Below are 25139 nucleotides of genomic sequence, written 5' to 3' on the forward strand. Positions count from 1 at the left end.
GAACAGACCCCCGAAGGACCGTTCATGACCTACGTCGTCACTGAAAATTGCATCAAGTGCAAATACATGGACTGCGTCGAGGTGTGTCCGGTGGACTGTTTCTACGAGGGCGAGAACATGCTCGTCATCCACCCGGACGAGTGCATCGATTGCGGCGTCTGCGAGCCGGAATGCCCGGCCGAGGCCATCAAGCCCGATGCTGAGCCTGGTCTCGAGCAATGGCTGAAACTCAACGCCGATATGGCCAAGAGCTGGCCCAACATCACGCAGAAGAAGGACCCCCCGGCGGACGCCAAGGAATTCGATGGTGTCGCGGGCAAGTTCGAGAAGTATTTCACGCCCAGCCCCGGCGAGGGCGACTAGGCAGATCGGCCCCCAAAAGTGGAGGCCGCTTTCAGGGTCGAGCCGGTGCTCATTGCGACAGCGGAGCGGCAGGCGTGGAAGCCCGAAGCCGCTCTTCCTTACGGCGCCTCAAACTCGGCCATAAACCGGGCTTCCTTACGCTACGCTTTGAAATATTTTTGCTTTTTCGGCCAGACTATGGTAGCGTCTGTGAATGCCGTCGCTTGCGCTCAAGCCGTGCACCGTCCCCGCAGGTCGTCGGTTCACACACTGAAGCAATGATGCACGAAACCCGGCTTAAGGGAGTTCAGCCTGCCTTGGGTCCGGGGAAGAGCGTTTTCTAGCTGCTGGCTTACATCAGGGAGTCGAGCGGAATAGTCAAGTTCCGTAACCACTCATCTCATTCCTGTTCCCCTGGGTCCCTGCTCAGTGGAACCATCGCTCCCGAGCCTGAACCGGCAAGGGACCATGCAAGGAGGCCTCTCTCGCATGACAACCGCTAAGAAGTCCGCCCAGCGCCTGGGTTTCAAATCCGGCGAAGCCATTGTTTACCCTGCTCACGGCGTCGGCCGCATCACGGCCATCGAAGAGCAGGAAATCGCCGGCTTCAAGCTGGAGCTGTACGTGGTCTCCTTCGACAAGGACAAGATGGTCCTGCGAGTTCCGACCGGGAAAGCTGCCAGCGTCGGTATGCGCAAGCTCGCCGAACCGGCCCTGGTTCAAAAGGCTCTGGACGTTCTGACGGGTCGTGCCCGCGTGAAGCGCACCATGTGGTCGCGCCGCGCTCAGGAATACGAAGCGAAGATCAATTCCGGCGACCTGATCGCCGTTACGGAAGTCGTGCGCGATCTGTATCGCTCTGAGGCCCAGCCCGAGCAGTCCTACAGCGAGCGTCAGCTCTATGAATCGGCTCTCGACCGCGTCGTGCGCGAGATCGCTGTTGTGAACAAGATCACGGACACGGAAGCGCTCAAGCTCATCGAGCAGAGCCTCGCCAAGTCCCCGCGCCGCGCCAAGGGCGCCGAAGCCGATGCCGATGTCGACGCGGATGGCGACGATATGCAGGAAGAAGCTGCCTAAAAAGCAGCAGGGTTTCGACCGAACCTTTCAAAAGCCTGGCCTCGCGCCAGGCTTTTTATTTGCGAAGACGCCTTGTTTTCAGGACTTTGGAATCTATTTCGCAAAACTTGGCTATTCGGCGTGAACTTTTTCCCGCCTCGCTCGTTGTGTCTCTGCCAAGGGAGGACACAATGGGAGAAATCTCAGGCGTTCGTCGTCGTTTCGTTCGCGCAGCCATGAATGCGCCTTTTCTCGAAAGAGAAGAGGAGCATGAACTGGCCGTGCGCTGGAAGGAACATGGCGACGAGACGGCTCTTCACCAATTGACGGCTGCGCATATGCGCCTCGTGATCGCGCTGGCGGCCCGTTTTCGTCATTATGGCCTGCCGATGGCGGATCTCGTTCAGGAAGGACATGTGGGTCTTCTCGAAGCCGCTGCCCGGTTCGAACCGGAGCGGGAAGTCCGTTTCTCCACCTACGCAACCTGGTGGATCCGTGCCTCCGTGCAGGATTACATCCTTCGTAACTGGTCAATTGTCCGTGGCGGAACAAGTTCCGCTCAGAAGGCTCTTTTCTTCAACCTCCGCCGTCTGCGCGCTCGCCTGACGCGCGGTGGCGAGGAGCGCATCTCCGCCGACGTGCACGAGAAGATCGCCGAGGCGATCGGTGTGTCCAAGGCGGATGTCGCCCTCATGGATGCCCGCCTTTCGGCTCCCGACACATCCCTCAACGCCCCGGTGCTCGATGCGGACCCGTCCAACTCCGCAGAGCGCGTGGAGTTTCTCGTCGATACGAGCCCGCTGCCAGACGAGAGCGTGAGCGATGTGATCGACACCGAGCGTCGCGTGCGCTGGCTCAAGCAGGCGCTCGAGGTTCTCAACGAGCGTGAGCTGCGCATCCTCCAAGCGCGCCGTCTTGACGACGAGCAGGTGACCCTTGAATTCCTTGGTGATCGTCTGGGAATCTCGAAGGAGCGTGTCCGCCAGATCGAGAACCGCGCCCTGGAAAAGCTCAAGCGCGCCCTGATAGACAAGTATCCTCAGGCCTCGGGTGCTTTCGTCTAAGGATTGTCGAGACCCTTGGAAAGACATCAGGCGAGCCGGACACCGGCTCGCCTGAGTGCTTTTGATGCGCTGTGCCGACCATCGAAACACCACCCCCCATCCCATTCTGAGGAGCAGACGAAGTCTGCGTCTCGAGGAGGATCCGGTGCTCTCTGAAGACGCCCTTCGAGACGCTACGCTCCTCAGAGTGAGGCTATGAAAAAGATGGCCGCTACTCGACGACGATCTTGTAGCGTTCGCCCGCCTTCAACGGCCCGTTCCGATCAAGGCCATTGAGCAGCAGGAAGCGGTCGAGCGCACGGTCGATCGGCATGCGTGAGGCGAGCGCTTGCGCCGTGTCGCCGCGCCGGGCCGTCACGATCTGCAGCTTGAGCGGACGGATGCGACGGGCTTCCTCCGGCTGGACTTGGCGCACGCTGTTGAGGGTCCGCTGGAACATGCCCTCCAGATCCGAGCCTCCGCTACGAGCCGCCATGATGAGCCGATAGGTGGTATTGCCGATGCGAATGGCGGAGAGACGGAAGGTCCATTCCTTGCCATTGGAGAGAGCCGTCACGGTCGGCAGATCATTCACCATCGCCGTCACGAGGCTTCCCGGTTCGATGGTATCGGTCCAGGTGGAGCGAAGAACTTCCTCGAGGCTCTGTCCGGCCGGGGTATCGGCCGCATCGAAGAGCAGCCGGCGCTCGCCATCAGCGGAGGAGCCCAGAACGGCCTGGGAGGTGTTTTCCAGGGTAAAGCCCTCGGGTGCCTCGAAAGCGACGCCGAGGCGCGCATGGATGAAGCGCCGACCCTTCACGACACCGTCGCCAGGATCATCCCCATAAGCCAAACCATTGAGAGCCGTCAGATATTCAAGCCTGCCGGTCTCGCCCATGCCTGGAGGGCCTGCGCGTCGCGCAGCCTGAAGGGCCCGCGAGATTCGTTCGTTCGTGCTGGGATGGGAGGCAACCCGGTCGGGATTGTTGGCACTGTTGGCCGAGCGGCCCAGAGCGGTGAGGAAGCGGGGTGCGCTATAGGGGTCGAAGCCTGCCCGCGCCAAAACCGCGACGCCGGTCTGGTCTGCCTCGAGCTCCTGCGAACGCGAGAAGCTCGCCAGCGACGAGCGGGCCTGGTCCTGCACCACGGCCGCTTCCTGGGAATTGTTCAGAACGTTTTCCGCCACTCGCTCGATCAGAGCAGAGCGCGCCTGCAACTCGTTGCGCTGGGAGGCATGGCGAAGGGTGACGTGGGCGATCTCGTGCGAGAGCACGGCCGCGACTTCCGAGGTGTCGTTCGCCAGGGCCAGCAGGCCGCGGGTGACATAAAGCCGCCCATTCGGCAGGGCGAAGGCGTTCACCACGGGCGAATTGAGAATTGTCACCTGATAGGCCTCGTCCGGCCGGTCGGTGGCCATGACGAGCCGGTTCACTGCATCGGTCAGGAGGCGCTCAAGCTGGGGAGCCCGGCCTTCGCCGCCGAAGGCCGAGACCAAGCGGATATGGTCGCGGTCACGATCCGGGCCGATCACCCGCGGTGCATTGGCCGGCAGAGAGGCATTACCGAAGCCCGCGCAGCCCGCAACCAGACCTGAGATCATCAAGCCGGCGGCGATCCGAATCTTAACTGTGTGACGTCTATCGCGCATGCTCGCTCATTGGGCCAAGCGTTTGTCTTCATTGCGTCTGCCTTGAAGACGTCCGCCCTCAAGACGTTCGATCATCTCCGCTGAATCAACGGTAAGGGCGGTGCCTTGCCAAGACTGCAAAATGCCTCGGGTCCGAATGATATGGCCCTTTAACGAGTCTGTTGAAAGGCCACGCCCGGCCATCTGCACCCAGGTTTTCTTCGGGATGATGATCGTGAAGTCGTCTGCCCAGTGCCCCCCGAAATTCAAATAGGTTCTCTGCTTGCGTTCCCCGACGCTTCGAACCCGCCCTTCGACGATGACGAAGCTGCCGACGCGCTCTTTCAAACGGTCGGCCTGATCAACGGGGATTGGGTTATAGCGGCCATTGGCCCAAAGACCAAGACGTCGTTCACGGGCCGTTTCCTCGAGGGCGAACAATTCGGGCTGGCAGAAGGGGGAATCGGCCCCGGGATCGACGATGGCAAGCCCGGTCTCCACAAGGCCGTGGCTGAGGTCAAAAGCCAAAGAATCCTTCGATATACGAGCCCTGACAGGCAGACGATTCCACCGATCCCGCCCGCCCTGGACCGTTACGAGGAGAGGTTGTCCGGTCCAGGCCTTGAGCCAAGCCAGCGCTTGCTGCCTCAAGATGGGCTCGTCCGGCAGCCTGAGGCCGGAAAGCTTGGCCAAACGCTCGGAGTCCAGCACGAGATCGCCCTCGGGCGTCATCCCTTCAAGGCGGTCCTGGCGCACCTCACCGGCGCAGCCGGGCAGGTTTTTGAGGGGCAGGCGCGGTAGCGCGTTCTCCTGAGCCGCGACCGGGCTTGTCAGGAGGGCAGTGCAAAAGCCTAGCGCAACCCCGATCCGCATGTGTGATCCCGTCTGAGACGAAGGATCATACCCAGGCGGATCGGGACGGCTAGGCTCAAGAATGCAACACTAGCGCTTTTCCTGTGCGGGGCTGTGCTTCTGCGGCTTGTGTCCGCTCTGGCCCGGCTCGTTGTGCTTGTTGTGCTCGCGGGTTTCCTGGTGGGTCGCGCCGCCCTGGCGCCCGATCTCGGGCTTTCCGGAGGCGTTGGTGTGGGCCTGTTGGGTTTGCCCCTCCTGATGACCCGACACGCGGGTCTCGTTCGGGTTGCTGCGGTTGCCAGTGCTGCTCATGATTTCTTCTCTTGCTGACGCTTCTGGGCGCCGTTGCCGTCCTTGCCCTGCTGGTGCTGCGTGCCCCGGGTGTTGGAGCCGCCATGGCCTTCCTGAGGAATGCCCTCGGGATTCGCACGGGAGCCTGGGATGTTCTTGGTCATCGCGAAGATCCTGATTGTTCGTTGCCTGCGATGGGAATGCTCAAGACGCATGCGCCTTGAACATGTGCTCGCGGGGTCAATCGATCACGCTGCCGTTGGTTCAGGCGTGACGGCACGCTTTTCGCCCTACCAGCGGATCACCACGACAGTCTGAGTGCCATTGCCGAGCTCGACGGCCTCCGAGGCCTCCGACTTCTTGTTCTGCAGCTTGGCGTTCTCGACGATCTCGAACTCCTCCACGTGGGAGGCGAAAGCCTCGTCCACCTCCGCGACGCAGAGCAGGGTGTCGGGGGGAAGGTTCTCAACAGCTTTGAGAAAATCGCGCAGGGTCTGAGCCATGGAATGCCTCCGGTTCCTCTCACAAACCGATCCATGGGTGGGGAGTTCCGGCAGGCGTGGCAAAGCTGCCCAAGATGCCCGTTCTCCGTGCCGAAAGGGAGGAGTGGGATGGGCAGCCGGCCGCGCAGCAAGCAGGAGGTGAGCCATGAAAAGGCATCGCGCTCTCGCATGGTTTGCCTGCAGCGTCATGGCTTTTGCCTTCATCGGCACGGCTTCCGCCCAGCATCAGCACACGGCAGCTTCCATGAGCGATGAGGATCTCATCAGGAGCGCCATGGCGGCGGCCCCGCCCGCCGTCGCCCAGGATGCCGCCATCGTGGCGACATCCGCCGATGGGCAGATGCGGGAGCTGAGCAAAAGGAGCCAACGGCTTTACCTGCCTGCCCGACGATCCGAGCACGCCGGGGCCCGACCCCATGTGCGGCGACCGGAATGCGATGGAATGGGCAAAGGCCTGGATCGAGAAGAAGGAGCCGCCGAGAAACAAGGTCGGCTTCCTCTCCATGCTCGCGGGTGGCACGGACGCCAGCAACACCGATCCTGACGCGCAGAAGCCTGAGGCCAACAACCGGATCGAGACAGGCCCCCACATCATGGTAGTAGGGCCAGGGAATGATAGAGGGCTATCCTCGAAACGCGAAGCCCGACACGTCCCAACCCATTATCATGTAGCCCGACACACCCTACGAGCACCTGATGCTTCCGGTGCACATGCCGGAGGCCGCGACACACTAGTAGCCTGACCCTGCCGCCGTGCCGAGGGCCGGTGACACGGCGGCTTGTTCAGCTACCTTTTGAAGCTGCTGCCAGTCGAGGAGCCGAACGTAACCCGCAACCCTCTGGAATGCCCGCCACGACCATGCTAAACCCGATTTGCTCAAGCGGTCCCGTAGCTCAGCAGGACAGAGCAGCGGTTTCCTAAACCGAAGGTCGGAAGTTCGAGTCTTCCCGGGATCGCCAGTTTTTCCTCACATTTCTCATCTGAAGCACGGCAGCTTTTCCGCCCGGAGCGGAGCCGTTCCTTGTAAGGAGCGCATCCCGGCAGGCAGCTCATGCAAGCCATGCGCCCACGAATCCAGAGAAGCCTGAGCAATACCCCGGAACGCGGGTGGCCGTTGAAACTGAAGGTGCATTCGGCGCTTGTTTAAATTTATTTTAAATCAAGATCTCAATAGATTGTAAGTTCTATAGTATAGAGTTCTTCTAAACAGCATATTTTTATTGTAATAATTGTAAAACATAGTATTTGACTTAAATTAAGCCGCTCTGTTAGGCGCGAGACCTCATTTTCTCTTTGAGGGTTGCGTCATGAAGTCTCCTCTTGCCTTGCTGACATCATCAGCTCTCACGCTGGTCTCGAGCGCTGCGCTCGCTCAAGGGGCTGGGACACCGGCGATCGAGCTGGAGGAGATTGCCGTTCAAGGGCAAGGCGCCGATCAGACCGGCGCGATGACGGCGAACGGCTATGTCGCCACCTCGGCGCGGAGCGCAACGAAGACGGACACGCCCCTTCTCGAAACGCCGCAATCGATCTCGACCGTGACGCAGAAGCAGCTCGAGGATCGCAAGCCTCAGGCCTTGCTCGATGCCGTGTCATATACGCCGGGTGCCCGCGTCGGCGGTTACGGATTCGATCCGCGGTATGACGCCTTCTCGATCCGTGGCATCGACGCTACCTATACGGGCGTGTTCCGCGACGGATTGCGGCAGGTCAACAGCCCGAATGGCCTCTGGCGCCTCGAGCCCTACGGGCTTGAAGGGATCGCCATCTTACGTGGACCGGCCGCTTCCATCTATGGGGCCAGCAGCACCGGCGGCATTGTCGATCTGATCTCGAAGCGTCCCACCTTTGTCCCGTTCCGCGAGGTGGAGGTACAGACCGGATCCTATGGTCGTCTGCAGGGCAATTTCGATCTGTCCGGTCCTGTCTCCTCTGACAACACGTTGTTCTATCGGCTGACAGGTCTCGTGCGTGAGGCCGGCACCGGGATCGGTGCCGTCAAGGATGATCGCGTCTTCATCGCGCCTGCTTTCACATGGAAGCCGAACGAGGCAACGACCTTCACGCTCCTCGGCGAGTATATGGATTCCACGACGGGCGGCACGGCAGCCTATGTGAACGACTACGGGCCTTACGTGGATCGCCAGGGCAACATCTCCTACAAGTCGATCGGCGCGACGAAAGTCTTTGCGGGCGACGAGCGCTACAACGACTTCAGCCAGCAGCAGGGCCGGATCGGCACCGAATTCGAGCACCGCTTCAACGGGATGTTTACGCTTCGCCAGCGCACGCGCTTCTCGGCGCTCGGTACGAACCAGGAATATGTCTATGTGGGCACGCCCGGTCTCGTTCGCGAGAACAACTGGGGCATCGTGAGCGATACGCATCTCGAAAGCCGTGTCAGGACAGGTGAGGTCGACCACGCGATCCTGACCGGGTTGGACGTGAGCCATCTGCGCTATCGGTCCAAGGAAGATTATGGCGGCGTTCCGGTGGGAGAAGATCCCGAGCTTCTCTACCGCTCGCGTCAGGCTCAGACGCTCACGGGCGTCTATGTCCAGGATCAGCTCAAGTGGCAGAACTGGCGCCTGACGCTTGGCGGCCGGCATGATTGGCTCGAGAGCAATTACGAGACGGGCGGAATGGAGTTCAAGCGCGACGACGGCAAGTTCACGGGCCGCGCGGCGCTGGGCTACGTCACCGATTCCGGCCTCGCGCCTTACGTGAGCTACGGCACGTCCTTCACGCCGAATCCCGGGACGCTGGTGACCGGCGCCGTTGCGGAGCCGACCACCGGTGAACAGGTCGAGTTCGGCGTGAAATATGATCTGCCGGGCTATAACGCATCGCTGCGTGCCGCCGTCTTCGATCTTCGTCAGGAGAACGCGCGAGTCTTCGAGGTGGTGAACGGCTTGAACGAGGCGGTCCAGCTCGATCTGCGCTCGCAAGGCTTCGAGATCGAAGGCGTTGCTTCGCTCACGAACGGGCTCAACGTTCAGGCGTCCTATTCCTACACAGACGCGCGCATCTTACGACTGACGCCTGAGACGGAGGGCAACCGGCTCACGAGCGTGCCTTATCACATGGCCTCGCTCTGGCTCGATTATACGGTCCAGGCGGGTGCGGCGAAGGGATTCGGTGTTGCAGGTGGCGTGCGCTATGTCGGCTCCAGCCTCGGCGACAATCTCAACAGGGCCGTTCTCGACAACGAGGCGCGGACCTATTTCGATGCGGCGCTCCACTACGATCTCGAGAACCTCGACCCGAGCATGAAGGGCATGCGCTTCCAGGTGAATGCCACGAACCTGCTCGATGAAATCAGCCAAGTCTGCACCTCCGGCTATTGCTACTACGACGAAGGCCGCAAGGTCCTCGCGAGCCTGCGCTACCGCTGGTGATCGTCGTGCGGCATCTCCATTCTCCAGTCACCGTCGTCCTGACGCTCGGCGGATTGTATGTGGGACAAAGCATCATCGGAGGGGTGACATTCAGCGCCCTTCCGAGCGTCCTGCGAGACAGAGGCGTGCCGCTCGATCAGATCGGCTTGACCTATCTTGCCGTTCTGCCTTGGGTGCTGAGGTTCCTCTGGGCTCCGGCCATCGAACGCTACAGACTGCCTCCGGTGGGGCCGAACCGCTCACGCTCCATCGTCTTCGTCGGAGGCGTGATCTCGGCACTCGGCCTCGTTTTTCTCGGCGTGATCGGACCGACAGGCTTCATGCCGCTCTTGGGCCTTCTCATGCTGATCGCCTTTGCGGCGTCCACCGTCGATATTGCCTGCGATGCAGAAGCCGTCGAGGGTCTTTCCGAACGACATCACGGCTGGGTCAATGCCGCGCAGGTTGGAGGGGCTTATCTCGGAGCCGCCGTTGGATCGGGGCTCTATCTCATCCTCGTTGCGCGTTTCGACTGGAGATGGGCAACCATCGGCATGGCCGTGCTGCTCGTGCTGCTCGGGTTGCCTTTTGTCCTCTCGTCCGCCGCAGGTTCCGCCTGCGAGCGCGTGCACAAGCCTTCCTTGAGGGATGCGCTTAGACGCGTCTCGATGCGCAAAGGACTTATACTGTCAGCCCTTTATGCCTTCACTCAGAAGTGGGGCCTGAGCATGCTCGGGCCTTTCCTGATCGATTCAGGACTGGACCTGACGTCCCTTGGCATTCTCAATGGCCTTGGTGGGCTGATCGTCGGTTTCGCCTGCGCTCTTCTGGGTGGCGCGATGGTGCGCGCGTGGGGGGCTCGATCCGTCATGCTTCTCGCGCTCGTGCTGCAGGCCCTCGCCCTGTGCGGTCTCGCACTCGCCGCTCGGTCCGGTGGCGCGCCTCAGGGCATTCTACTCGTGCTTGCCCTTGCAAGCTCCTCCGGCATATTGGCGCTCGGCTTCGTGGCCCTTTACGCGCAATTCATGTCGCTCTCGGATCCACGTCAGGCCGGCGTCGACTTCACGCTCCTGCAATGCATGGATGCTCTCGTGAGCATGGCGGGCGGTGTAGGAGCCGGATGGATCTCGCAGAATCACGGATACGGCGTCTTTTTCGGCCTTAATGGTGTTCTTGCTCTCGCGGCAGCGGCTCCGGTTGCATTCCTGAGCAGGCGCTCGGGTGAAGCCCGGAGCCGGCACGAGAGCACTCCGGCCGCACACGCGGCGTCCCACGCGCGATGATCCCCTCCCTTGCGCCCGGCTTCACGGGGTCTTTCCAGTGGTACAAGGACGGATTGGCTCTTCCGGGCGAGCACCCAACCACTCTCTCCGGTCGCGATCTGCTCGATGGCGGCATCGCAGACGAGCTCTTGCGCCACTATGCCAAGACTTTTCCGGGAGCGGATCGCCGCGCGATCGTCTCGATGTGGACGCAGTGGCACTTCGGCATTCTCATTGTTCCAGCCACGGCCGCAATCCTGCTGCTCGACAGAGAGCTGCCGCTGGAGCTGGATCATGTAAGCATCGCTCTCAACGGAGAGGGACGGACAGCCGCTATCGTTCTTCCCGACGATGGCAGGGAAGGATGTGTGGGAGAAGCGGGTCGCTTCTCTCGTCTCTTCGAGGGGCACATCGAGCCCCTGGTCGAGCATTTTGCCGATCGTTTTCGCGTGTCACGGCGTCTTCTCTGGGCCAACGCCGCTGCAACCTTCGAGTGGGCGCTTGAGCAGGCGGAAGCGCTCAACCCGAGCCAAGCACTCCTGAACGAAGGCCGCGCCTTGCTGGAGTGCCGCACCGATGCAAAAGGGCGGCCCAATCCGATGCACGGGATGGTTCTCCGTTGCGAGGATGAGGGGACGCTTGCGCGAAGACGCAAGGTTTGTTGCCTGCGCTACCTTTTGCCAGGCTTTGAGGATTGCGGCTCTCTCTGCCCGCTTGCAGAGGCAAAGATACGCAAGACGAATTCATCCGAAGACAAGTTGATCTGAGCCGAGAGACGAGTGTGGCCGCCTTTGCCATATCGGCAAGTAAATTTTTAGTCTGGAAGGTTTTTAGGGAAGAAAATTCGAGCTTTCTCACAACAGGATAAACGGCTTTTTAGAAGTGCTCTGACTTTCCCTTATGTCATTGACCCGTAAACTTAGTTCCTGATACTAAAAATTGACTTCGGTTCTTGGCAACCGTTCGGAATTGCATCTCGCAGTCAAGAGACCCCTGGCGTTACTGGCCTGCAGGCAAACAAGTCTGTAGCCGCAGCGCTCTTGCACGATGGGTGAAGACATGTGCCGTCACGATCAACATCACCTGAACCGCGTTGCCGATGTCTGCGCGGACGATTCCGAAGTGCTGGCGCTTGCGGTTCTTCGTTTCGTAGCAGCCGGCTACATGACGAGCGACGTGGCCTGCTGGGATGCGGCCCATGACGCTGCCGAGCGGGCACTGGGTCCAATCGAGGGTCCGCAGTTCGTTGCCACGATGACAGGAATCATGCGCTCTATCCGCCGCGAATGCATGAGGGAATGGCGCTTCCTGCCGGCGACCTGCTGTCGGACGACCGCAGATGAAGAACGCCTCATCAAGATCATTGCCTATGCTCGCCACGGCTTCTCCTCCGACGCCCATGAAGCGGCGGCGGCATTGATGGGAGGGGTGGCCACTTGCCTTTGCGATACCGTTTCGAGCGCGGCTGAAAGGCTCAACCAGTTGCAAACCCGTCTTGCCCCGAGCGCTTCGCAAGCCAACCGCGCGTCCATTCATTAGAGCGGCGGCATGTGGACATTGCATGCTGTCGCCATCATTCCCGATACTAAAGTGAGACTGTCGCTATGATTGAGACCGTCACGCCGCATGATCTGTCATTCCTTGCGTTGTTTCTGCAGGCTGATCCCATCGTCAAAGGCGTTATGATTCTCCTGGTGCTGGCATCGCTCGGCTGCTGGACGATCATCTTCGACAGGATTCTGCGCCTGATTGCTTTGCGGCGCCAGGCCCGCTCTTTTGAGGCGATGGCACGTGCTGGCGGGCAGCTTCAGCCGCAAATGCCCGGATCGATTGGACGCATCATGGCAGCGGCGCAGGAGGCCTGGCGCGATCAGGATCCTTCCGAGACCAGGGCCGAGCGGCGCGAGCGGATCGAGCGTGCCATGCGGGCCGCGCTTTCGATCGACATGCGCCAACTCCAGACCGGATTGCCCTTCCTCGCGACCACAGGATCGGCGGCGCCGTTCATTGGGTTGTTCGGTACGGTCTGGGGCATCATGAACTCGTTCTCGGCCATCGCGAAGAGCCAGGACTCCAGCCTGTCCGTCGTGGCGCCCGGCATTGCCGAAGCCCTGTTCGCAACCGCCATCGGACTCGTCGCCGCGATTCCTGCGGTGATCGCCTACAACAAGCTGACAACCGATTTAGGACGTGTGCAGCAATCCTTTGCAGCGGGGATGACGGCCCTCGGTGATCGCCTTGCGCGTGACCGCAAGCCTCATCTGCGGACGGAGGCTGCTGAATAATGGGAATGGGTCCAATCCGCCCGCACGAGGCGGACGACGAGTTCGGAGCCGCGCCTCTCTCCGAGATCAATGTCACGCCGCTCGTCGATGTTATGCTGGTGCTGCTCATCATCTTCATGGTGGCCGCGCCCCTCATGACCGTCGGCGTTCCAGTGCAATTGCCGAAGACGGTTGCGCCGAAAGTTTCGCAGCCGAAGCAACCCGTCGTCGTCAGCATTGATCAGAATGGTCAGCCTTTCCTCGACAAGGAGCCCTTGTTGCCGGAAACGATGCTGTCGCGCCTGAAGGAGTTTGCTGCGCAGGACCCGGACCAGGTCGTCCTGCTGCGCGGCGACCGGAGCGTTCCCTACGGGCGCATCATCGAAATCATGGGTCAGGTCAGCGCTGCGGGTTTCAGCAAGGTCTCGCTCATCGCGCAGGCGCCCGGCGGAACAGCTCCGCAATAACGGTAGTCCATGCCTTTAGCGATTCAGAACACAGGGCCGATGATGGGCCAAAGGCGGATCGGTGCTGCCTTTCTGGCCGCCCTTATCCTGCATGCCGGCGCTCTGGCCGCCCTGACGAACTGGACATCCCGGGATGTCCAGAGCCCGCCTGGCGAGCAGGAGATCACCATCGATCTGGCTCCTGCGATGGCATTCGAGGAGACTCTCACTCCTGCAGAGGCGACGCCGGTCGCCGAGTCTCCTCCGGAGGTAACGGAGGTTCAGCCGCCCGAGCCCATCTCCGAGCCGGCTGAAGAGGAAACTCCACCCCCTAAAGAGGTGGCGGAGACCAATCCGCCTGAGAAGACGCCGGAGCCTCCGCCTGTCGAGGAAAAGCCGGTTGAGCCCGCGCCTCCTCCCGAGCCCCACCTGGTCGAGGCCCTGCCTCCGCCAGAGGAGATTGTGGAGCAAAAGTCTGCCCAGGAACCGGTGAAGCCGCCTGCGCAGACCAAGACGGAGCGCAAGGATCCCCCCAAGCCGCGTAAGCCCACGCTGAAGAAGAACGTTGCCTCTTCGTCTCCGCAGCAGCAGGCCGCCTCGTCAAGCGAGAACACCGGAGGGGCCGCGGCTTCCGCGGATCCGAACGTGATCAACCGCTATGCGGCTCGACTGGCTGCCGCCCTGCGCAGCCGTCTCCGCTATCCTGATGCCGCACGCCTGCAGGGAGTGTCGGGCGTGGCAACCATCCGCTTCACGATGCAGCGCTCCGGCCGCATCGTCAGCGCATCATTGGTGCGCAGCACGGGAAACAATATTCTCGACCAAGCCGCCTTGGCGACAGCGGTACCTGGAACCGCACTGCCTTCAGCGCCGGATGCGCTTCCGCAGCAGCAACTGACCTTCACGGTGCCTCTTCGTTTCAATCTCCGGTGAGAAGAGCCTGCAGCGCGCTTGTCATGTGACCGGGCACACCTCCCGGAAACGACAGCTGCATTACACACCTGTAATGTGACCGTAAGCATGACGTCTTCTTGAGGCGCTTAAGCTCATGACCGAAGCAGTCGATCCGACGGTGATCTGCTCGTCTGATCGCGTGCGATGGGTTCGGCTTTTGGCTGGTCGTGAGATCCGCAGGCCAAAAGGACATGGGCCATCCACTGCAGTTATGTGGAGCATTGCCGATGGTGTTGGAGCAGAAATTGATGGGGGGTGAGGTTCCGATGGTCATCACCCATGCCCTGAGCGAGATCAAGGACGCGTTGCGCGAGCTGAGACATTCTGCACCTGACAGTGTTCTGGTCAGCCTTGCGGAGCAGAAGATCGCCATGATCGAGCGCGGCTACTATTGGGCCAATCAAGATTTTCACGATGCGGACTGGAATGGTCTCGCGGGACGGAACGCTTGAGGCAATCATGCACAAAGGCGCTCAGGAGGTTTCCCCTTTTGAGCGCCCTCGTTACTGAGCACGTGTCGTGAGCGATCAGGTTGAGCCCGTATCAACGCCCCATCTGCGCCACGGCTGCTTTCGCGTCATCGACATCGGGAGCATCGATGTGACGGTAGCGCGCCTGCACGAGGCCGAAGATGCCGAAGGCGAAGAGGCCTATGGCCGTCAACGCCAGCAGCACCCAGCCATAGGGTTGCTGCTGCAAGGTTTGCAAAGCGCCGCCGAGACCTTGGACCTCTGAAGAAGAGCTGTGAAGCGCGGCGAGGATGAGAAAGCCGCCGATGATGACGAAGACGACGCCGCGCGCGGCAAATCCCATGCGCCCGAGGGAGATCACCCATTGCCGCTTGTCGGCCGGCAGCGAAAGACGCTGAGCGACATCACCGCGCCAGGCTTTCCAGGCAAAGCCGAGACCTGTCGCCGCGACCGCGAGGCCGATGAGGCCCACAAGCCATAATCCGAAGGGCTTGCTCATGAGCCAGGCCGTCCAATCCTGAGCGGCTTGGTCTTCTCCACCGCCGGATCCGCGTCCAAGGGCAAGGCTTACGGCATAGATCGCGAGACCGGCATAGATGGCGCCGCTGACGAGATGTGCGCCTCGAACGCTCCAGCCCTTCATGTCCGATCCGCGATGGTCAGCATCGGTCAGGGCTTCCACCACGCGCCAGGCGCAGAAGCCGAACAGGCCGACGGCGATCAGAGCGAGCCAGATCTTGCCGAAGGGCTGCGAGAGAAGGGTTTGCAATGCGTTCCGGCTGCCGCCGGTCTGACCGCCCGAACCGATCGCGGCGAGAAGGGCCAGACCGCCGACGAGGCCATAGACAGCCCCACGTGCGCCGTATCCTAAGCGGGCCAGGACTTCGACGGGGTTGCTGTTCAAACGAGGCATGGGTAACGCTCCACTCTGTCACGGGTGAACTGTCACGCCTCGTTCGATGTTCCTTGCATTCGTGTTAGCCGAGGATCTCCTCGGCCGGCGTATAGGCAAGACCATGCGCCTCAGCGACCGGACGGCAAGTGATTTTACCGGCATGGACGTTGAGTCCGTCACGCAGGAAACGGTCGTCCTTCAGGGCCTGTTGCCATCCCTTGTCCGCCAGCGCGAGGGTGAAGGGCAGGGTGACGTTGTTGAGCGCGAACGTGGAGGTGCGGGCCACTGCCCCCGGCATGTTGGTGACGCAGTAATGGACTACGTCGTCCACGATGTAGGTCGGGGCGGAATGGGTCGTGGGCCGCGATGTTTCGGAGCATCCGCCCTGATCGATGGCAATGTCGATGAAGACGGAGCCCAGCCTCATTTGCCGCACCATTTCGGCCGTGATCAGCTTCGGGGCTGCGGCTCCTGGCACCAGAACGGCGCCGATGACGAGATCGGCGTTCGTAACCGCCTGGGCGATGACATCGCGCGTGGAGAAGACGGTGCGCACGGCCCCGTTGAACTGGGCCGACAGGCGGCGCAGCACATCGGCCGAGCGGTCGATCACCGTGACATGCGCACCCATGCCGAGTGCGATCGTGGCAGCATGCGTCCCAGACACGCCGCCGCCAAGGATGACGACTTCGGCCCCAGGCACGCCGGGCACGCCGCCGAGCAGAACGCCACGCCCGCCTTGTGCCTTCTCGAGACAATGCGCACCCACTTGCGGCGCGAGACGTCCGGCGACCTCCGACATGGGCGTCAGCAATGGCAGGGCGCCGGATGCCGACGTCACCGTCTCATAGGCGATGCAGGTGGCGCCGCTCTTGATGAGATCCTTGGTCTGCTCCAGGTCGGGCGCGAGATGGAGGTAGGTGAAGAGAACCTGGCCAGGGCGAAGACGCCTGCGCTCCTCCGCCAGGGGCTCCTTCACCTTCACGACCATGTCCGCCTCTGCGAAGATCCGGTCCGGCCCGTCAACGATGACCGCACCTGCGGCTTCATATTCGCGATCCGTCACGCCCGCGCCCAGACCCGCGCCGCGCTCGATCGTCACGCTGTGACCGTGATGGACGAGCTCTACGACGGATGAGGGTATGAGGCCAACGCGGTACTCGTGGTTCTTGATTTCTTTCGGCACGCCGATACGCATGGTTTGTTCCAACCTTTATGCTTTTGACCGGGCAAACGTGCCCGGCTCCTCCTTTATGAGCACCATGCACATTTGGCTGCCGCGCATAGCGCTAGCTTGAGCATAGTCCTTTGGCAGGGGCTGGCAAAGGTGCTGGCAATGGAAAGGGGCTTTTACCGGCGGCGCGAGGGCCGGGCGCGGCCGATGAGGTCCTCCGCGAGGGGTGGTCCGGCCAGAAGCACGAGCAGCAGGGCAAAGGGCAGGGAGAACAGAAGGCCGAGATGGCTGAAGCCGATGGCGCCTGTGACGCCGCCGGTGAAGAACGAGGCGAGCAGCAGGAGCAGCAGACGCAGCTTCTCGCGGTCTGCCATCACGAGCCCGTCGAGATGCCCGCTACGGTTCCAGTAAAAAAGCTTGCCGAGTTCGATGCCGATATCGGTCACGATGCCGGTGACATGGGTCGTGCGCATGCGCGCGCCGGAGATCTTCGTCACCGTGGCATTCTGCAGGCCCATGATGAAGCAAAGAAGCGGTATGGCGCCCGCAACGAATTGCGGCGAGGGATGCGCCATCCGGCCCAACAGGCCGAAAATGCACAAAAGCACGGCTTCCAGCATCAGGGGCAGGGCATAGCGGCTGCCGAGATGATGCCGCCTGCCCCAGTTGATCAGCATGGCGGAGCAGGCCGCCCCTGAGACGAAGGGAGCGAATGCTGCAAGGCCGACCGCAACGAGCGTCGCGCTGCCCAGGGCCAGATTGTCCGCCATGGACGAGAGAATACCGGACATATGCGACGTGTATTGCCCGACGGCGAGAAAGCCGCCGGCATTGATCGCGCCCGCGATGAAGGTGAGCGCCATGCCGAGGAGCGTATCTGCTGTGCCTGTCCGCTCAGAAGCAGCAATCGCCTTCACCGACCTGAAAGTTCGGGCGGCGGCGATACGGTGCCTGGCGTGTCTCAGCTGTACGTCCATCGGCATGACATTACTGCGCCGGACTGGCGGGGTCCACCAATCAAAAAGCCGCCCGAAGAGACTTCGGGCGGCCCGGTCAAGATTACTGGGCAACGCTTGTCGCGGCGGAGGCGCGCCGTTCCTCAGGCGGCAGGCTGATCGTCTTCACGATCTCCACCTCGCCGACCTGTTCGGCCAGAGAACTTCCACCGACGAAAACCTGGATTTCGCCCGCCTCGACCAGATAGGTGCCGTCGTCGAGATGGAAGCCCAGGGATTCGACCGGGACGCGCAAAGTCACGCGCTTCGTTTCCCCCGGATTCAAACTGATCTTCTCAAAGGCCTTCAACTGGCGCAGAGGACGGCTGCGGCTTGCCACCGGATCGCGGATATAAAGCTGCACCACTTCCTGTCCGGCCCGTGATCCCTTGTTGGTCACGTTCACGGATACGTCCAGCATCTGACCCGCATCGAGCTGCTTTTGTCCAATGGTCCCGTCCGAATACGCGAACTGCGTGTAGCTGAGGCCCCAGCCGAACGGATAGAGCGGCGCGATTGCTTCATCGATGTATTGCAGCGTGAAGCGATTGTTCGGAAGGGTCGGGCGGCTCGAGGGCAGGCGGTTGTAGTACATGGGCAGCTGACCCGTAGCGCGCGGCCACGTGAGCGGAAGCTTGCCGCTCGGGCTGACGTCGCCGAACAGCACATCGGCCACGGCATTGCCGCCTTCCGTGCCTGGATACCAGGCCATGACGATCGACGGGATGCGCTCGGCCAGCGAGTTCAGGATCTGAGGGCGACCGCCGATGATCGCGAGCGCGATCGGCTTGCCTGTATCAGCGAGCGCCTCCAGGATCTCCTTCTGCCTGCCGCTGAGATCGAGATAGGCCCGAGAGGCCGCCTCGCCCGAAAGCTCCTGCGGCTCGCCGAACACGGCGATCACGAGATCGGCCTTCTTTGCAGTCTCGATGGCTGCGGGCAGCTGCTCCGTCGAGCGGCACATGAGATCGCAGGCAGGCGCATGGTTCACCGCGATCCCGGCGGATTGTGCACGCTGGCGGATGCCCTGAAGGATCGTGACGCTGTCCTCCTTGTGACCGCGGGCGGCGTGCGGGCCCATCTGGTCCTGAGGCGCATCGGCGAGGGGGCCGATGACGGCAATCGAACGAGTGCCGGATTTCACAGGCAGCAGGTCGCCTTTGTTCTGCAATAGCACGAGGGTTTCGCGCGCAACCTCACGCGCCGCCTGGCGCGCTTCCCTGGAGGGGAAGTTTGCATCCGTGCGCTTGGGATCGATGGCGGGCTGATCGAAGAGGCCGAGGCGCATCTTGGTGCGTAAGACTCGGCGGACCGATTCATCGATCACGCTTTCCGGCACGCGGCCGGCGCGCACCTCGTCGGGCAGGTGCTTGATGTAGAGCTGACCCATCATGTCCATATCGACACCGGCCAGGATCGCTTTGCGCGCCGCCTCGGCGCCATCGGCCGCGATACCGTGGTTCACCAGTTCACCGATGCCGACCCAGTCAGAGGTGACGAAACCGTCAAAGCCCCATTGCTTGCGCAGCACGTCGGTCAAAAGCCATGCATTCGCTGTCGAGGGCTCGCCATTGAGCGCATTGAAGGCAGCCATGAAGCTCGCCGATCCGGCCTCTGCTGCAGCGCGGAACGAGGGGAGATAGGTGTCGTACATCTCCGCCCGCGGGATGTAGGTGGTGTCGTAGTCGCGTCCGCCCTGGGGCGCACCGTAGCCTGCGAAGTGCTTCGTGGCAGCGGCAAGACCGCCTTTCCGGAAACCTTCCACCCGCGCGGCCGTCAGCACGGAGCCGAGATAGGGATCTTCGCCGAAGCCCTCGACGATGCGGCCCCAGCGACTGTCGCGCGAGAGGTCGGCCATGGGCGCGAAGGTCCAGTTCACGCCCACGTGGGACGCTTCCTTCGCGGCCCACTCGGAAGCGAGAAACGAAATGCGCGGGCTGAAGGCTGCAGCTTCTCCCAAAGGAAGGGGGAATTGTGTACGGAAGCCGTGTAGGACGTCGAGGCCGTAGAGCAGTGGAATCTTGAGCCGCGATTGCCGGACGAGCGCCTGTGCCCGGGCCACGTCCTCGGCATTGTTGAAGTTCAGCACCGCTCCGGCCTTACCTTCGGAAATATCTTCCCAGCGCAGAGGGGGGCCGTGCGAGACGAGGTTCAGCTGTCCGACTTTCTCTTCCAGGGTCATCTGCCCGAGCAACTCGTTCACGCGGCGCTCGATCGCCTCCTGCGCTGTAACTCCCTTCAGGGACAGGCTGGACACGGCCAGGGCTGACAGAAGCCTAAGGACATAAGAAAGCCGCACATTCATCTCCTTAATCCGGAATGATAACTTTATTGCGAGAGCTGTCTCGCTTGTCATGCATTCGTGCTACACAAGATAACGTCCCGAAGTGGCGCCTTGCGGGCGCCAGGTCAATGGGTTTGTGAGAAACGCGAGCAACCGGTGCCAGCGATCCTGAGGTTGTCCTTTCTGATCCTGTCCTGCGCCCTGATTCTGTCAGGTCTGGCGCTGGCAGGGGCTGCCTATACACGAAACTCGGAAACTCTTGCCGTCGCGCTGGCCCTCTTCCTGTTTGTTGCAGCGGGTGCTCCTTCGCTGGTTGGACGGCAAGTCCGCCGGGTTCTCAAGCGAAGGAAGCTGGTTGTCGATGATGCATCCGTCTTTGATGCCGTCACCGTCGAGCCGGCTGCGGCGCAGGTGGCACTCCATTCTCCTGAAGAACCATCTCCCGTCGAGGACGACGGGGCTCTGCGCCGCACTCAGAAGGCTCAGGCCGTCGACCGTCTGCGGGACGGAATCACTCATGATCTCAACAACAAGCTCATGGTGATCAGCGCGAATATCGATGCGGTTGCCCGACAGATGAAGGATCAACCATCGATCCAGCGCAAGCTGCTGTCGGCACTCGTGGCATCCGATCAGGCTGCCAAACTCATCGCCAAGTCCGCCGCTTTCGCCCGGCAGAGTGAGCCGAAGGTCCAATATCTCGACCTGTCCGAGAGAATTGATTCAGTAGCGGCCTTGATGGGACGGTCCCTCCTGCGTGACACCGTGGAGCTGCGTGTATCGTTGGACGAGGAACTCTGGCCGGTCGAGGCCGATTCAGACGATATCGAAACGGCGATCGTGACCTTGAGCGCCTATGTGCGCGATGCTCTGACCCAGGGCGGTACGATCTCCCTCGAAGCGCAGAACGCGCAGGTCGAGAAGGGCTCTCTCCCGAACCTGGAGATCGAGGGCGACTTTGTTCAGCTCACGATCCGCAGCATTGCCGGAGAAAATTCCATAGATCTGGATGAGACTGCAGAGCCGGCCTTCACGCTGCAGGACATCGATGTGTCGTCATGGCTGCGCCTGAACCGCAGCTTGCATTTCCTGCAAGGCATCGGCGGAGCCTCGAAGGTTTCGCGCAGCGGCGTGGATGTGGCGATCACGTTATACTTGCCGCGTGCCCAGGCCGCGACGATGCTGCCTTTCGGAGCCATCGGTGATGATGAGTTGCCGAGCGAGGATATGCGACACAATGCGGAAGTCCTCATCGTCGACGATGAGCTCGAGGTTGCTCTCGCTCTGCAATCCACCCTGGAAGAGTTCGGCTATGTTACCAGCATCGCCACCGATGCCGCGCAGGCCATCAAGAGCCTGAATGCGCGCAGGCCCGGTCTCGTACTGACCGATATCGCCATGCCGGGTACCATGAACGGTGTCATGCTGGCCCGCGAAGTGCGCCAGATCTTCCCCGGGCTTCCCGTTCTGCTGATCACAGGTAATCCGATCGCGGCGGGTGATGCGAGCGAGTTCCCGCTGTTGCAGAAGCCCATCATCAGCCGCGATCTGCATGCTGTGATCCAGCGCCATCTGACGCCGCATGATGATGACGACAAAGTCGTGCCGCTGTTCCCGCGCACGACGAAGCGCGTGAGCTGATCACGAGGCCAAGGCCGCAGCCGTCAAAGGAACTGCAACCTCTTCTGCCGCCCGCGCGAGCGCAGCGAAAAGCCTTTGTTGCGGCTTCTTCCAGACCAGAAGCTCAGGATGCCATTGGACGCCGATGAGGAATGGTGCCTTCTCGTTCTCGATGGCCTGAACGATCCCGCTCTCGTCGCGCGCTGCGATCTTCAAGCCCTCGCCGAGCCGATCCACGGATTGATGATGCAATGCATTCACGAGGCAGGGATTGCAGCTCAGGATCCTGTCCAGCCGGGAATCCGGCTCGATGGCCACACGCTTCTTCGGCAGAACCGTGCGCATCTTCGGCGCCTGAACATAGACCTCGTAGATATCCGTGTGCAGGGTTCCGCCCAGGGCCACGTTAATCATCTGCGAGCCCCGGCAGATACCGAGGATCGGGAGCTGCTGAGGTAATGCGGCCCGCAACAGCGACAATTCCATCTTGTCGCGCTCCGGGTCGATGCGCACGTCGGGCAGGACCTTCCCGCCATAGATTTCCGCGCCGATGTCGTCGCCGCCGCCGATGACAAGGCCTTGCAACGGCTCCTCGGGCAGGGGCTCGCCTGGCACGAGGCGGACGGAGCGCGCACCCACGCGGGCGAGTGCCAGGCGATGCATGAGGTAGCTGCGCCAGCCGCCAAGTCTTGAGGTGGTAACGCCGATCAAAGGCCTCGTCATGACCGCACGACCTGCTCCACCACGTTGGCCCAGCTCTTGTCCTCGCCTTCGAAGGCAAGATAGGTGCTGCCCACCATGTCGAGTTTCTCGCGGTCGACAGCCAAGCGCTCCACGGTCACCCAGCGGTTCCACTCCGGCGCGATGCTCCAGCCCGGGTCGCTCACGCGTGCATCGGGGAGCCGATAGTGAAAGGTCGGCCGTGCGTTGATCTTCTCGTTTGGCAGCACGGCGCGCACGCGGTCCCGGTCGAGATGATGCAGGAGCGGAAGCAGATCGAGGTCCCGGTTGCGGGTGGGGTTCGCCTCAAGATAATCATCGATGAAACGCGGGATGTCGGGCCAGTAATCGGGCGAGACGATCATGCGCACGTAATCCGCTGGGAACGGATCGGCGAAGCCAAGGAGATTGCGTGTGCGGTCGGGCGAGACCTCGCGGCGCAGCCAGGGATTCAGGAGCACGAAGCTCTTCATGAAGGCTGCGAGGGTCTGAGCATCCTGGCGCGGGATTTCCGGATTGAAGTGAAGACCAAAGGCGTAGAAGGGCGCATCCTGGGTGCCCTTCGCGCCGAGCTTGCGCAGGATGCCGAGAATACGGTCGAGCTCCTGCAGGCGGTCGATGGGGGTCGGTGCCGTCACCAGCTCGCAGGGCACGAGATAGCTTGCGGCAAAGCCGAAGAGGGCCGCGATCTTGGGCAGCACGCCTTTCTGGCTGCCTGCGCTCTTGCCTGGATGCAGGATGCGGCTGTCGAGCTCGACCGTTAGCTCGCCGATAGCGGAATCCTTCAAGGCAAAGGAATGCGGGTCCACCTCGATGAGCCGGCCGCCCAGCGCTTCCTGCAAGGCTTGCACCGTCTTCTCGGCGGAAGGCCCGACGAATTCGATCTCCACCCCGACCGTGCGCACCTCGCCCTGCTCGTTGTAAAGCACGGGAGGCGCAAGAAAATCGATCGACGTGGGAAGCGCAGTCTGCGCCATCGAGAACTCCGGCAGAACACGAAAGCGTGAGGCGTGGGAGTGAACGGGCGCGGTGTAGCTGAGTTCCTTGTTTTTGCTTTCCCCCCTCTTTTCAGGGCCGTGGTGTGGCTTTCGAGGCTTCGTTTGGGTAAAACCCGCCACCATGATCGCGAAAAATGAGACATTTGATAAATCCGCCTGGCTGGCGGAGCTGCGGGCGACGCTGTCTTTGGGCTGGCCTCTGATTCTGACAAACGTGGCGCAGAACGCCCTGATGACATCGGATGTCATCCTCATGGGATGGCTCGGCTCCGATGCCCTGGCGGCCGGCGCCCTCGGCACGAATCTTTATTTCGCCTTCCTGATTTTCGGCATCGGCCTCATGAGCGCAACCTCGCCTCTGATCGCCGAGGAGCTGGGTCGCAGGCGTCATTCCGTCCGCGAGGTGCGCCGGACGGTGCGGCAGGGATTCTGGGCGGCGCTCACTGTCGCGGTGCCGATCTGGATCGTCTCCTGGAACGGCGAAATCATCCTGCTCGCCATGGGACAGGAGCCGAGGCTCGCGCACGAGGCGGGTGAGTACATGCGCGCGCTCCAATGGAGCCTGCTGCCGTTCCTGCTCTATCTCGTGCTGCGCTCGTTCCTGGCAGCATTGGAGCGTCCCGGCTGGCCGCTCATCATCGGCGTTCTCGCCGTTCCGGTGAACTTAGGAGCCGCCTATTGCTTCATGTTCGGCAAGTTCGGCATGCCACATCTTGGCCTGATCGGCGCGGGCGTGGGCACGGTTGTGTCGAGCACCTTCATGTTCGTCGCTCTGGCCCTCGTGATCGGCCTCGATCCAAAGCTCAATCGCTACCACATCTTCGGCCGCTTCTGGCGTTCCGATTGGCCGCGCTATCGGACGCTCTGGCGCATCGGCGTGCCCATCGGCCTGACGCTCGCCTTCGAGGTGACGATCTTCAACGCGGCGGCCCTCCTCATGGGGCGCATCGGCGCCAATGAACTGGCCGCCCATGCCATCGCGCTTCAGATCGCCTCCTTCTGCTTCATGGTCCCCTTCGGCTTAAGCCAGGCGGCAACGGTGCGCGTGGGCCGTGCCTATGGTGCGCAGGATGCAGCGGGCGTGACGCGGGCGGGCTGGACGGCTTTTGCTCTTGCCGCGAGCTTCATGATCGTCACCGCGTCTCTCATGCTTTTTGCCCCGCACCTGCTGCTGAGTGCCTTCCTGGATCTCAGCGACCCAAAGAATGCGCCGGTGATCGGCTTTGCCGTTTCCTTCTTGGTCATGGCGGCGATCTTCCAGCTCGCCGACGCGTCGCAGGCTGTGGGTGCGGGCATGCTGCGCGGCCTGCAGGATACGCGGGTGCCGATGCTCTATGCGGCCTTCGGCTACTGGGGCATCGGCCTGCCACTCGGCGTGATCCTGGCCTTCGGCACGCCGCTTCGCGGCATCGGCATCTGGATCGGCCTGGCGACGGGGCTCGGCGTCGTCGCCTCCCTGATGCTCTGGCGCTGGGTGCGCCGCGACCGGCTCGGCTTGGTCACGGCCGTGCCGCAGGATGTTCAGGAGGCATTCGCGAGCTGAGCGATCAGCTTTGAGAGATCGACCGGTGCGAATTGCATGCCCTCATGGGTCACGTGGACTTCCCCGACGGTGATCCGCCGCCACTGCGCAAGCAGGGCGAGAGCCCCCTGCACCAGCTCCTCCGGCGCGGACGCGCCAGCGGTGAGGCCGATCACTGCCGCTCCGTCGATGAAGGAGAGCGTCAGGTCCTTCGGATCCTGCATGAGAAGCGCGGGCCGCCCCTCGCTCTCCGCCACTTCGCGGAGACGATTCGTGTTCGATGAATTGCGCGCACCGCACACGATGATGCGCTCGGCCCGTTTGGCGATGACCCGCACGGCGAGTTGGCGGTTCTGCGTGGCGTAGCAGATCGTCTTCGTGTCCGGTCCCTGGATGGCGGGGAAAGGCTCAAGCCGATGACGCGCCGATCATTGGTCAGA

At 62.0% G+C, this 25139-nt stretch carries 27 protein-coding genes and 1 tRNA gene; 16 read left to right on the forward strand and 12 right to left on the reverse strand.

Annotated elements, in window-relative coordinates:
* The first annotated feature begins 24 nt into the window (after nucleotides 1–24).
* From fdxA to DC522_RS01980, 3 genes are all read left to right on the forward strand, one after another.
* Nucleotides 25–363: a ferredoxin FdxA gene (gene fdxA, locus DC522_RS01970; RefSeq protein WP_116527022.1), complete on the forward strand. Its 339-nt coding sequence runs from the start codon at nucleotides 25–27 to the stop codon at nucleotides 361–363.
* 468 nt (nucleotides 364–831) lie between these two features.
* A complete protein-coding gene (locus DC522_RS01975) occupies nucleotides 832–1422 on the forward strand; it encodes a CarD family transcriptional regulator (RefSeq protein WP_116527023.1) in 591 nt (196 codons plus the stop codon).
* Nucleotides 1423–1592: 170 nt separating this feature from the next.
* Entirely contained in the window at nucleotides 1593–2465 is an 873-nt protein-coding gene (locus tag DC522_RS01980; protein ID WP_116527024.1) for an RNA polymerase factor sigma-32, read from the forward strand.
* 211 nt (nucleotides 2466–2676) lie between these two features.
* On the opposite strand, the gene DC522_RS01985 is transcribed toward DC522_RS01980, so the two are convergent.
* Entirely contained in the window at nucleotides 2677–4092 is a 1416-nt protein-coding gene (locus DC522_RS01985; protein ID WP_116527025.1) for a M48 family metalloprotease, read from the reverse strand.
* Between the two features lie 6 nt (nucleotides 4093–4098).
* Nucleotides 4099–4599, reverse strand: a complete 501-nt coding sequence (locus DC522_RS34205; protein ID WP_133239210.1) for a hypothetical protein — start codon at nucleotides 4597–4599, stop codon at nucleotides 4099–4101.
* 78 nt (nucleotides 4600–4677) lie between these two features.
* Between DC522_RS34205 and DC522_RS34210 the strand changes: the two genes are divergently transcribed.
* On the forward strand, nucleotides 4678–4872 hold the full coding sequence (locus DC522_RS34210) for a hypothetical protein (protein WP_133239211.1): 195 nt from the start codon (nucleotides 4678–4680) through the stop codon (nucleotides 4870–4872).
* Between the two features lie 141 nt (nucleotides 4873–5013).
* On the opposite strand, the gene DC522_RS01995 is transcribed toward DC522_RS34210, so the two are convergent.
* The 3 genes from DC522_RS01995 to DC522_RS02000 form a co-directional block, all read right to left on the reverse strand.
* Complete coding sequence (locus DC522_RS01995) at nucleotides 5014–5235, reverse strand: hypothetical protein (protein WP_116527027.1); 222 nt, start codon at nucleotides 5233–5235, stop codon at nucleotides 5014–5016.
* Nucleotides 5232–5378, reverse strand: a complete 147-nt coding sequence (locus DC522_RS34565; protein WP_165820013.1) for a hypothetical protein — start codon at nucleotides 5376–5378, stop codon at nucleotides 5232–5234. The genes DC522_RS01995 and DC522_RS34565 overlap by 4 nt, the downstream gene beginning before the upstream one ends.
* A gap of 126 nt (nucleotides 5379–5504) precedes the next feature.
* Nucleotides 5505–5717 carry a sugar phosphorylase gene (locus tag DC522_RS02000; RefSeq protein WP_116527028.1) on the reverse strand — a complete coding sequence of 71 codons (213 nt, stop codon included), beginning with the start codon at nucleotides 5715–5717 and terminating at the stop codon, nucleotides 5505–5507.
* 145 nt (nucleotides 5718–5862) lie between these two features.
* Here DC522_RS02000 and DC522_RS02005 point away from each other — a divergent pair, with 145 nt between their 5' ends.
* From DC522_RS02005 to DC522_RS02050, 10 genes are all read left to right on the forward strand, one after another.
* Nucleotides 5863–6261, forward strand: coding sequence for a hypothetical protein (locus tag DC522_RS02005; RefSeq protein WP_245443902.1), 399 nt, complete (start codon nucleotides 5863–5865; stop codon nucleotides 6259–6261).
* A gap of 339 nt (nucleotides 6262–6600) precedes the next feature.
* Nucleotides 6601–6677 (forward strand) — tRNA-Arg (locus tag DC522_RS02010).
* Nucleotides 6678–7025: 348 nt separating this feature from the next.
* Complete coding sequence (locus tag DC522_RS02015; RefSeq protein ID WP_116527029.1) at nucleotides 7026–9116, forward strand: TonB-dependent siderophore receptor; 2091 nt, start codon at nucleotides 7026–7028, stop codon at nucleotides 9114–9116.
* A gap of 5 nt (nucleotides 9117–9121) precedes the next feature.
* Complete coding sequence (locus DC522_RS02020; RefSeq protein ID WP_245443904.1) at nucleotides 9122–10378, forward strand: MFS transporter; 1257 nt, start codon at nucleotides 9122–9124, stop codon at nucleotides 10376–10378.
* Nucleotides 10375–11124 carry a siderophore-iron reductase FhuF gene (fhuF, locus tag DC522_RS02025; RefSeq protein WP_116527030.1) on the forward strand — a complete coding sequence of 250 codons (750 nt, stop codon included), beginning with the start codon at nucleotides 10375–10377 and terminating at the stop codon, nucleotides 11122–11124. Before DC522_RS02020 ends, fhuF begins: the two co-directional genes overlap by 4 nt.
* Before the next feature lie 292 nt (nucleotides 11125–11416).
* Nucleotides 11417–11896 carry a hypothetical protein gene (locus tag DC522_RS02030; RefSeq protein ID WP_116527031.1) on the forward strand — a complete coding sequence of 160 codons (480 nt, stop codon included), beginning with the start codon at nucleotides 11417–11419 and terminating at the stop codon, nucleotides 11894–11896.
* A gap of 65 nt (nucleotides 11897–11961) precedes the next feature.
* Complete coding sequence (locus DC522_RS02035) at nucleotides 11962–12642, forward strand: MotA/TolQ/ExbB proton channel family protein (protein ID WP_116527032.1); 681 nt, start codon at nucleotides 11962–11964, stop codon at nucleotides 12640–12642.
* The gene (locus DC522_RS02040; protein ID WP_116527033.1) at nucleotides 12642–13088 is read left to right on the forward strand and encodes a biopolymer transporter ExbD; all 447 of its coding nucleotides are present in this window, start codon (nucleotides 12642–12644) and stop codon (nucleotides 13086–13088) included. The genes DC522_RS02035 and DC522_RS02040 overlap by 1 nt, the downstream gene beginning before the upstream one ends.
* Nucleotides 13089–13097: 9 nt before the next feature.
* Complete coding sequence (locus DC522_RS02045) at nucleotides 13098–14000, forward strand: energy transducer TonB (protein WP_116527034.1); 903 nt, start codon at nucleotides 13098–13100, stop codon at nucleotides 13998–14000.
* A gap of 269 nt (nucleotides 14001–14269) precedes the next feature.
* Nucleotides 14270–14473, forward strand: coding sequence for a hypothetical protein (locus DC522_RS02050; RefSeq protein ID WP_133239212.1), 204 nt, complete (start codon nucleotides 14270–14272; stop codon nucleotides 14471–14473).
* A gap of 91 nt (nucleotides 14474–14564) precedes the next feature.
* Here the strand turns inward: DC522_RS02050 and DC522_RS02055 are convergent, their stop codons facing one another.
* The 4 genes from DC522_RS02055 to bglX form a co-directional block, all read right to left on the reverse strand.
* Nucleotides 14565–15404 carry a DUF1206 domain-containing protein gene (locus DC522_RS02055; protein WP_116527036.1) on the reverse strand — a complete coding sequence of 280 codons (840 nt, stop codon included), beginning with the start codon at nucleotides 15402–15404 and terminating at the stop codon, nucleotides 14565–14567.
* Nucleotides 15405–15468: 64 nt separating this feature from the next.
* Nucleotides 15469–16584, reverse strand: coding sequence for an alanine dehydrogenase (gene ald, locus DC522_RS02060; RefSeq protein ID WP_116527037.1), 1116 nt, complete (start codon nucleotides 16582–16584; stop codon nucleotides 15469–15471).
* Between the two features lie 152 nt (nucleotides 16585–16736).
* Nucleotides 16737–17543, reverse strand: a complete 807-nt coding sequence (locus DC522_RS02065) for a YoaK family protein (protein WP_371678657.1) — start codon at nucleotides 17541–17543, stop codon at nucleotides 16737–16739.
* 76 nt (nucleotides 17544–17619) lie between these two features.
* The gene (gene bglX / locus DC522_RS02070) at nucleotides 17620–19860 is read right to left on the reverse strand and encodes a beta-glucosidase BglX (protein ID WP_116527038.1); all 2241 of its coding nucleotides are present in this window, start codon (nucleotides 19858–19860) and stop codon (nucleotides 17620–17622) included.
* A gap of 135 nt (nucleotides 19861–19995) precedes the next feature.
* Here bglX and DC522_RS02075 point away from each other — a divergent pair, with 135 nt between their 5' ends.
* Entirely contained in the window at nucleotides 19996–21480 is a 1485-nt protein-coding gene (locus DC522_RS02075; protein ID WP_133239213.1) for a response regulator, read from the forward strand.
* Here the strand turns inward: DC522_RS02075 and DC522_RS02080 are convergent, their stop codons facing one another.
* Nucleotides 21481–22182, reverse strand: coding sequence for a gamma-glutamyl-gamma-aminobutyrate hydrolase family protein (locus DC522_RS02080; RefSeq protein ID WP_116527040.1), 702 nt, complete (start codon nucleotides 22180–22182; stop codon nucleotides 21481–21483). It lies immediately after the preceding gene.
* The gene (locus tag DC522_RS02085; RefSeq protein WP_165820015.1) at nucleotides 22179–23156 is read right to left on the reverse strand and encodes an amidoligase family protein; all 978 of its coding nucleotides are present in this window, start codon (nucleotides 23154–23156) and stop codon (nucleotides 22179–22181) included. The genes DC522_RS02080 and DC522_RS02085 overlap by 4 nt, the downstream gene beginning before the upstream one ends.
* A 142-nt stretch (nucleotides 23157–23298) precedes the next feature.
* Here DC522_RS02085 and DC522_RS02090 point away from each other — a divergent pair, with 142 nt between their 5' ends.
* Nucleotides 23299–24720 (forward strand): MATE family efflux transporter, encoded by a 1422-nt coding sequence (locus DC522_RS02090; protein ID WP_116527042.1) that lies wholly within the window; start codon nucleotides 23299–23301, stop codon nucleotides 24718–24720.
* Here the strand turns inward: DC522_RS02090 and DC522_RS02095 are convergent.
* The gene (locus DC522_RS02095) at nucleotides 24699–25094 is read right to left on the reverse strand and encodes a hypothetical protein (protein ID WP_371678727.1); all 396 of its coding nucleotides are present in this window, start codon (nucleotides 25092–25094) and stop codon (nucleotides 24699–24701) included. The two genes, DC522_RS02090 and DC522_RS02095, sit on opposite strands and share 22 nt — an antisense overlap.
* Nucleotides 25095–25139: the final 45 nt, after the last annotated feature.

Source organism: Microvirga sp. KLBC 81 (genome assembly GCF_003075415.1).
In the GTDB taxonomy this organism is placed as follows: Bacteria; Pseudomonadota; Alphaproteobacteria; order Rhizobiales; family Beijerinckiaceae; genus Microvirga.

Coding starts and splice junctions, on each gene's coding strand:
- fdxA (WP_116527022.1), top strand. CDS start 25: ATGACCTACGTCGTCACTGAAAATTGCATCAAGTGCAAATACATGGAC.
- DC522_RS01975 (WP_116527023.1), top strand. CDS start 832: ATGACAACCGCTAAGAAGTCCGCCCAGCGCCTGGGTTTCAAATCCGGC.
- DC522_RS01980 (WP_116527024.1), top strand. CDS start 1,593: ATGGGAGAAATCTCAGGCGTTCGTCGTCGTTTCGTTCGCGCAGCCATG.
- DC522_RS01985 (WP_116527025.1), bottom strand. CDS start 4,092: ATGCGCGATAGACGTCACACAGTTAAGATTCGGATCGCCGCCGGCTTG.
- DC522_RS01995 (WP_116527027.1), bottom strand. CDS start 5,235: ATGAGCAGCACTGGCAACCGCAGCAACCCGAACGAGACCCGCGTGTCG.
- DC522_RS34565 (WP_165820013.1), bottom strand. CDS start 5,378: ATGACCAAGAACATCCCAGGCTCCCGTGCGAATCCCGAGGGCATTCCT.
- DC522_RS02000 (WP_116527028.1), bottom strand. CDS start 5,717: ATGGCTCAGACCCTGCGCGATTTTCTCAAAGCTGTTGAGAACCTTCCC.
- DC522_RS02005 (WP_245443902.1), top strand. CDS start 5,863: ATGAAAAGGCATCGCGCTCTCGCATGGTTTGCCTGCAGCGTCATGGCT.
- DC522_RS02015 (WP_116527029.1), top strand. CDS start 7,026: ATGAAGTCTCCTCTTGCCTTGCTGACATCATCAGCTCTCACGCTGGTC.
- fhuF (WP_116527030.1), top strand. CDS start 10,375: ATGATCCCCTCCCTTGCGCCCGGCTTCACGGGGTCTTTCCAGTGGTAC.
- DC522_RS02030 (WP_116527031.1), top strand. CDS start 11,417: ATGTGCCGTCACGATCAACATCACCTGAACCGCGTTGCCGATGTCTGC.
- DC522_RS02035 (WP_116527032.1), top strand. CDS start 11,962: ATGATTGAGACCGTCACGCCGCATGATCTGTCATTCCTTGCGTTGTTT.
- DC522_RS02040 (WP_116527033.1), top strand. CDS start 12,642: ATGGGAATGGGTCCAATCCGCCCGCACGAGGCGGACGACGAGTTCGGA.
- DC522_RS02045 (WP_116527034.1), top strand. CDS start 13,098: ATGCCTTTAGCGATTCAGAACACAGGGCCGATGATGGGCCAAAGGCGG.
- DC522_RS02050 (WP_133239212.1), top strand. CDS start 14,270: ATGGGGGGTGAGGTTCCGATGGTCATCACCCATGCCCTGAGCGAGATC.
- DC522_RS02055 (WP_116527036.1), bottom strand. CDS start 15,404: ATGCCTCGTTTGAACAGCAACCCCGTCGAAGTCCTGGCCCGCTTAGGA.
- ald (WP_116527037.1), bottom strand. CDS start 16,584: ATGCGTATCGGCGTGCCGAAAGAAATCAAGAACCACGAGTACCGCGTT.
- DC522_RS02065 (WP_371678657.1), bottom strand. CDS start 17,543: ATGCCGATGGACGTACAGCTGAGACACGCCAGGCACCGTATCGCCGCC.
- bglX (WP_116527038.1), bottom strand. CDS start 19,860: ATGAATGTGCGGCTTTCTTATGTCCTTAGGCTTCTGTCAGCCCTGGCC.
- DC522_RS02080 (WP_116527040.1), bottom strand. CDS start 22,182: ATGACGAGGCCTTTGATCGGCGTTACCACCTCAAGACTTGGCGGCTGG.
- DC522_RS02085 (WP_165820015.1), bottom strand. CDS start 23,156: ATGGCGCAGACTGCGCTTCCCACGTCGATCGATTTTCTTGCGCCTCCC.
- DC522_RS02090 (WP_116527042.1), top strand. CDS start 23,299: ATGATCGCGAAAAATGAGACATTTGATAAATCCGCCTGGCTGGCGGAG.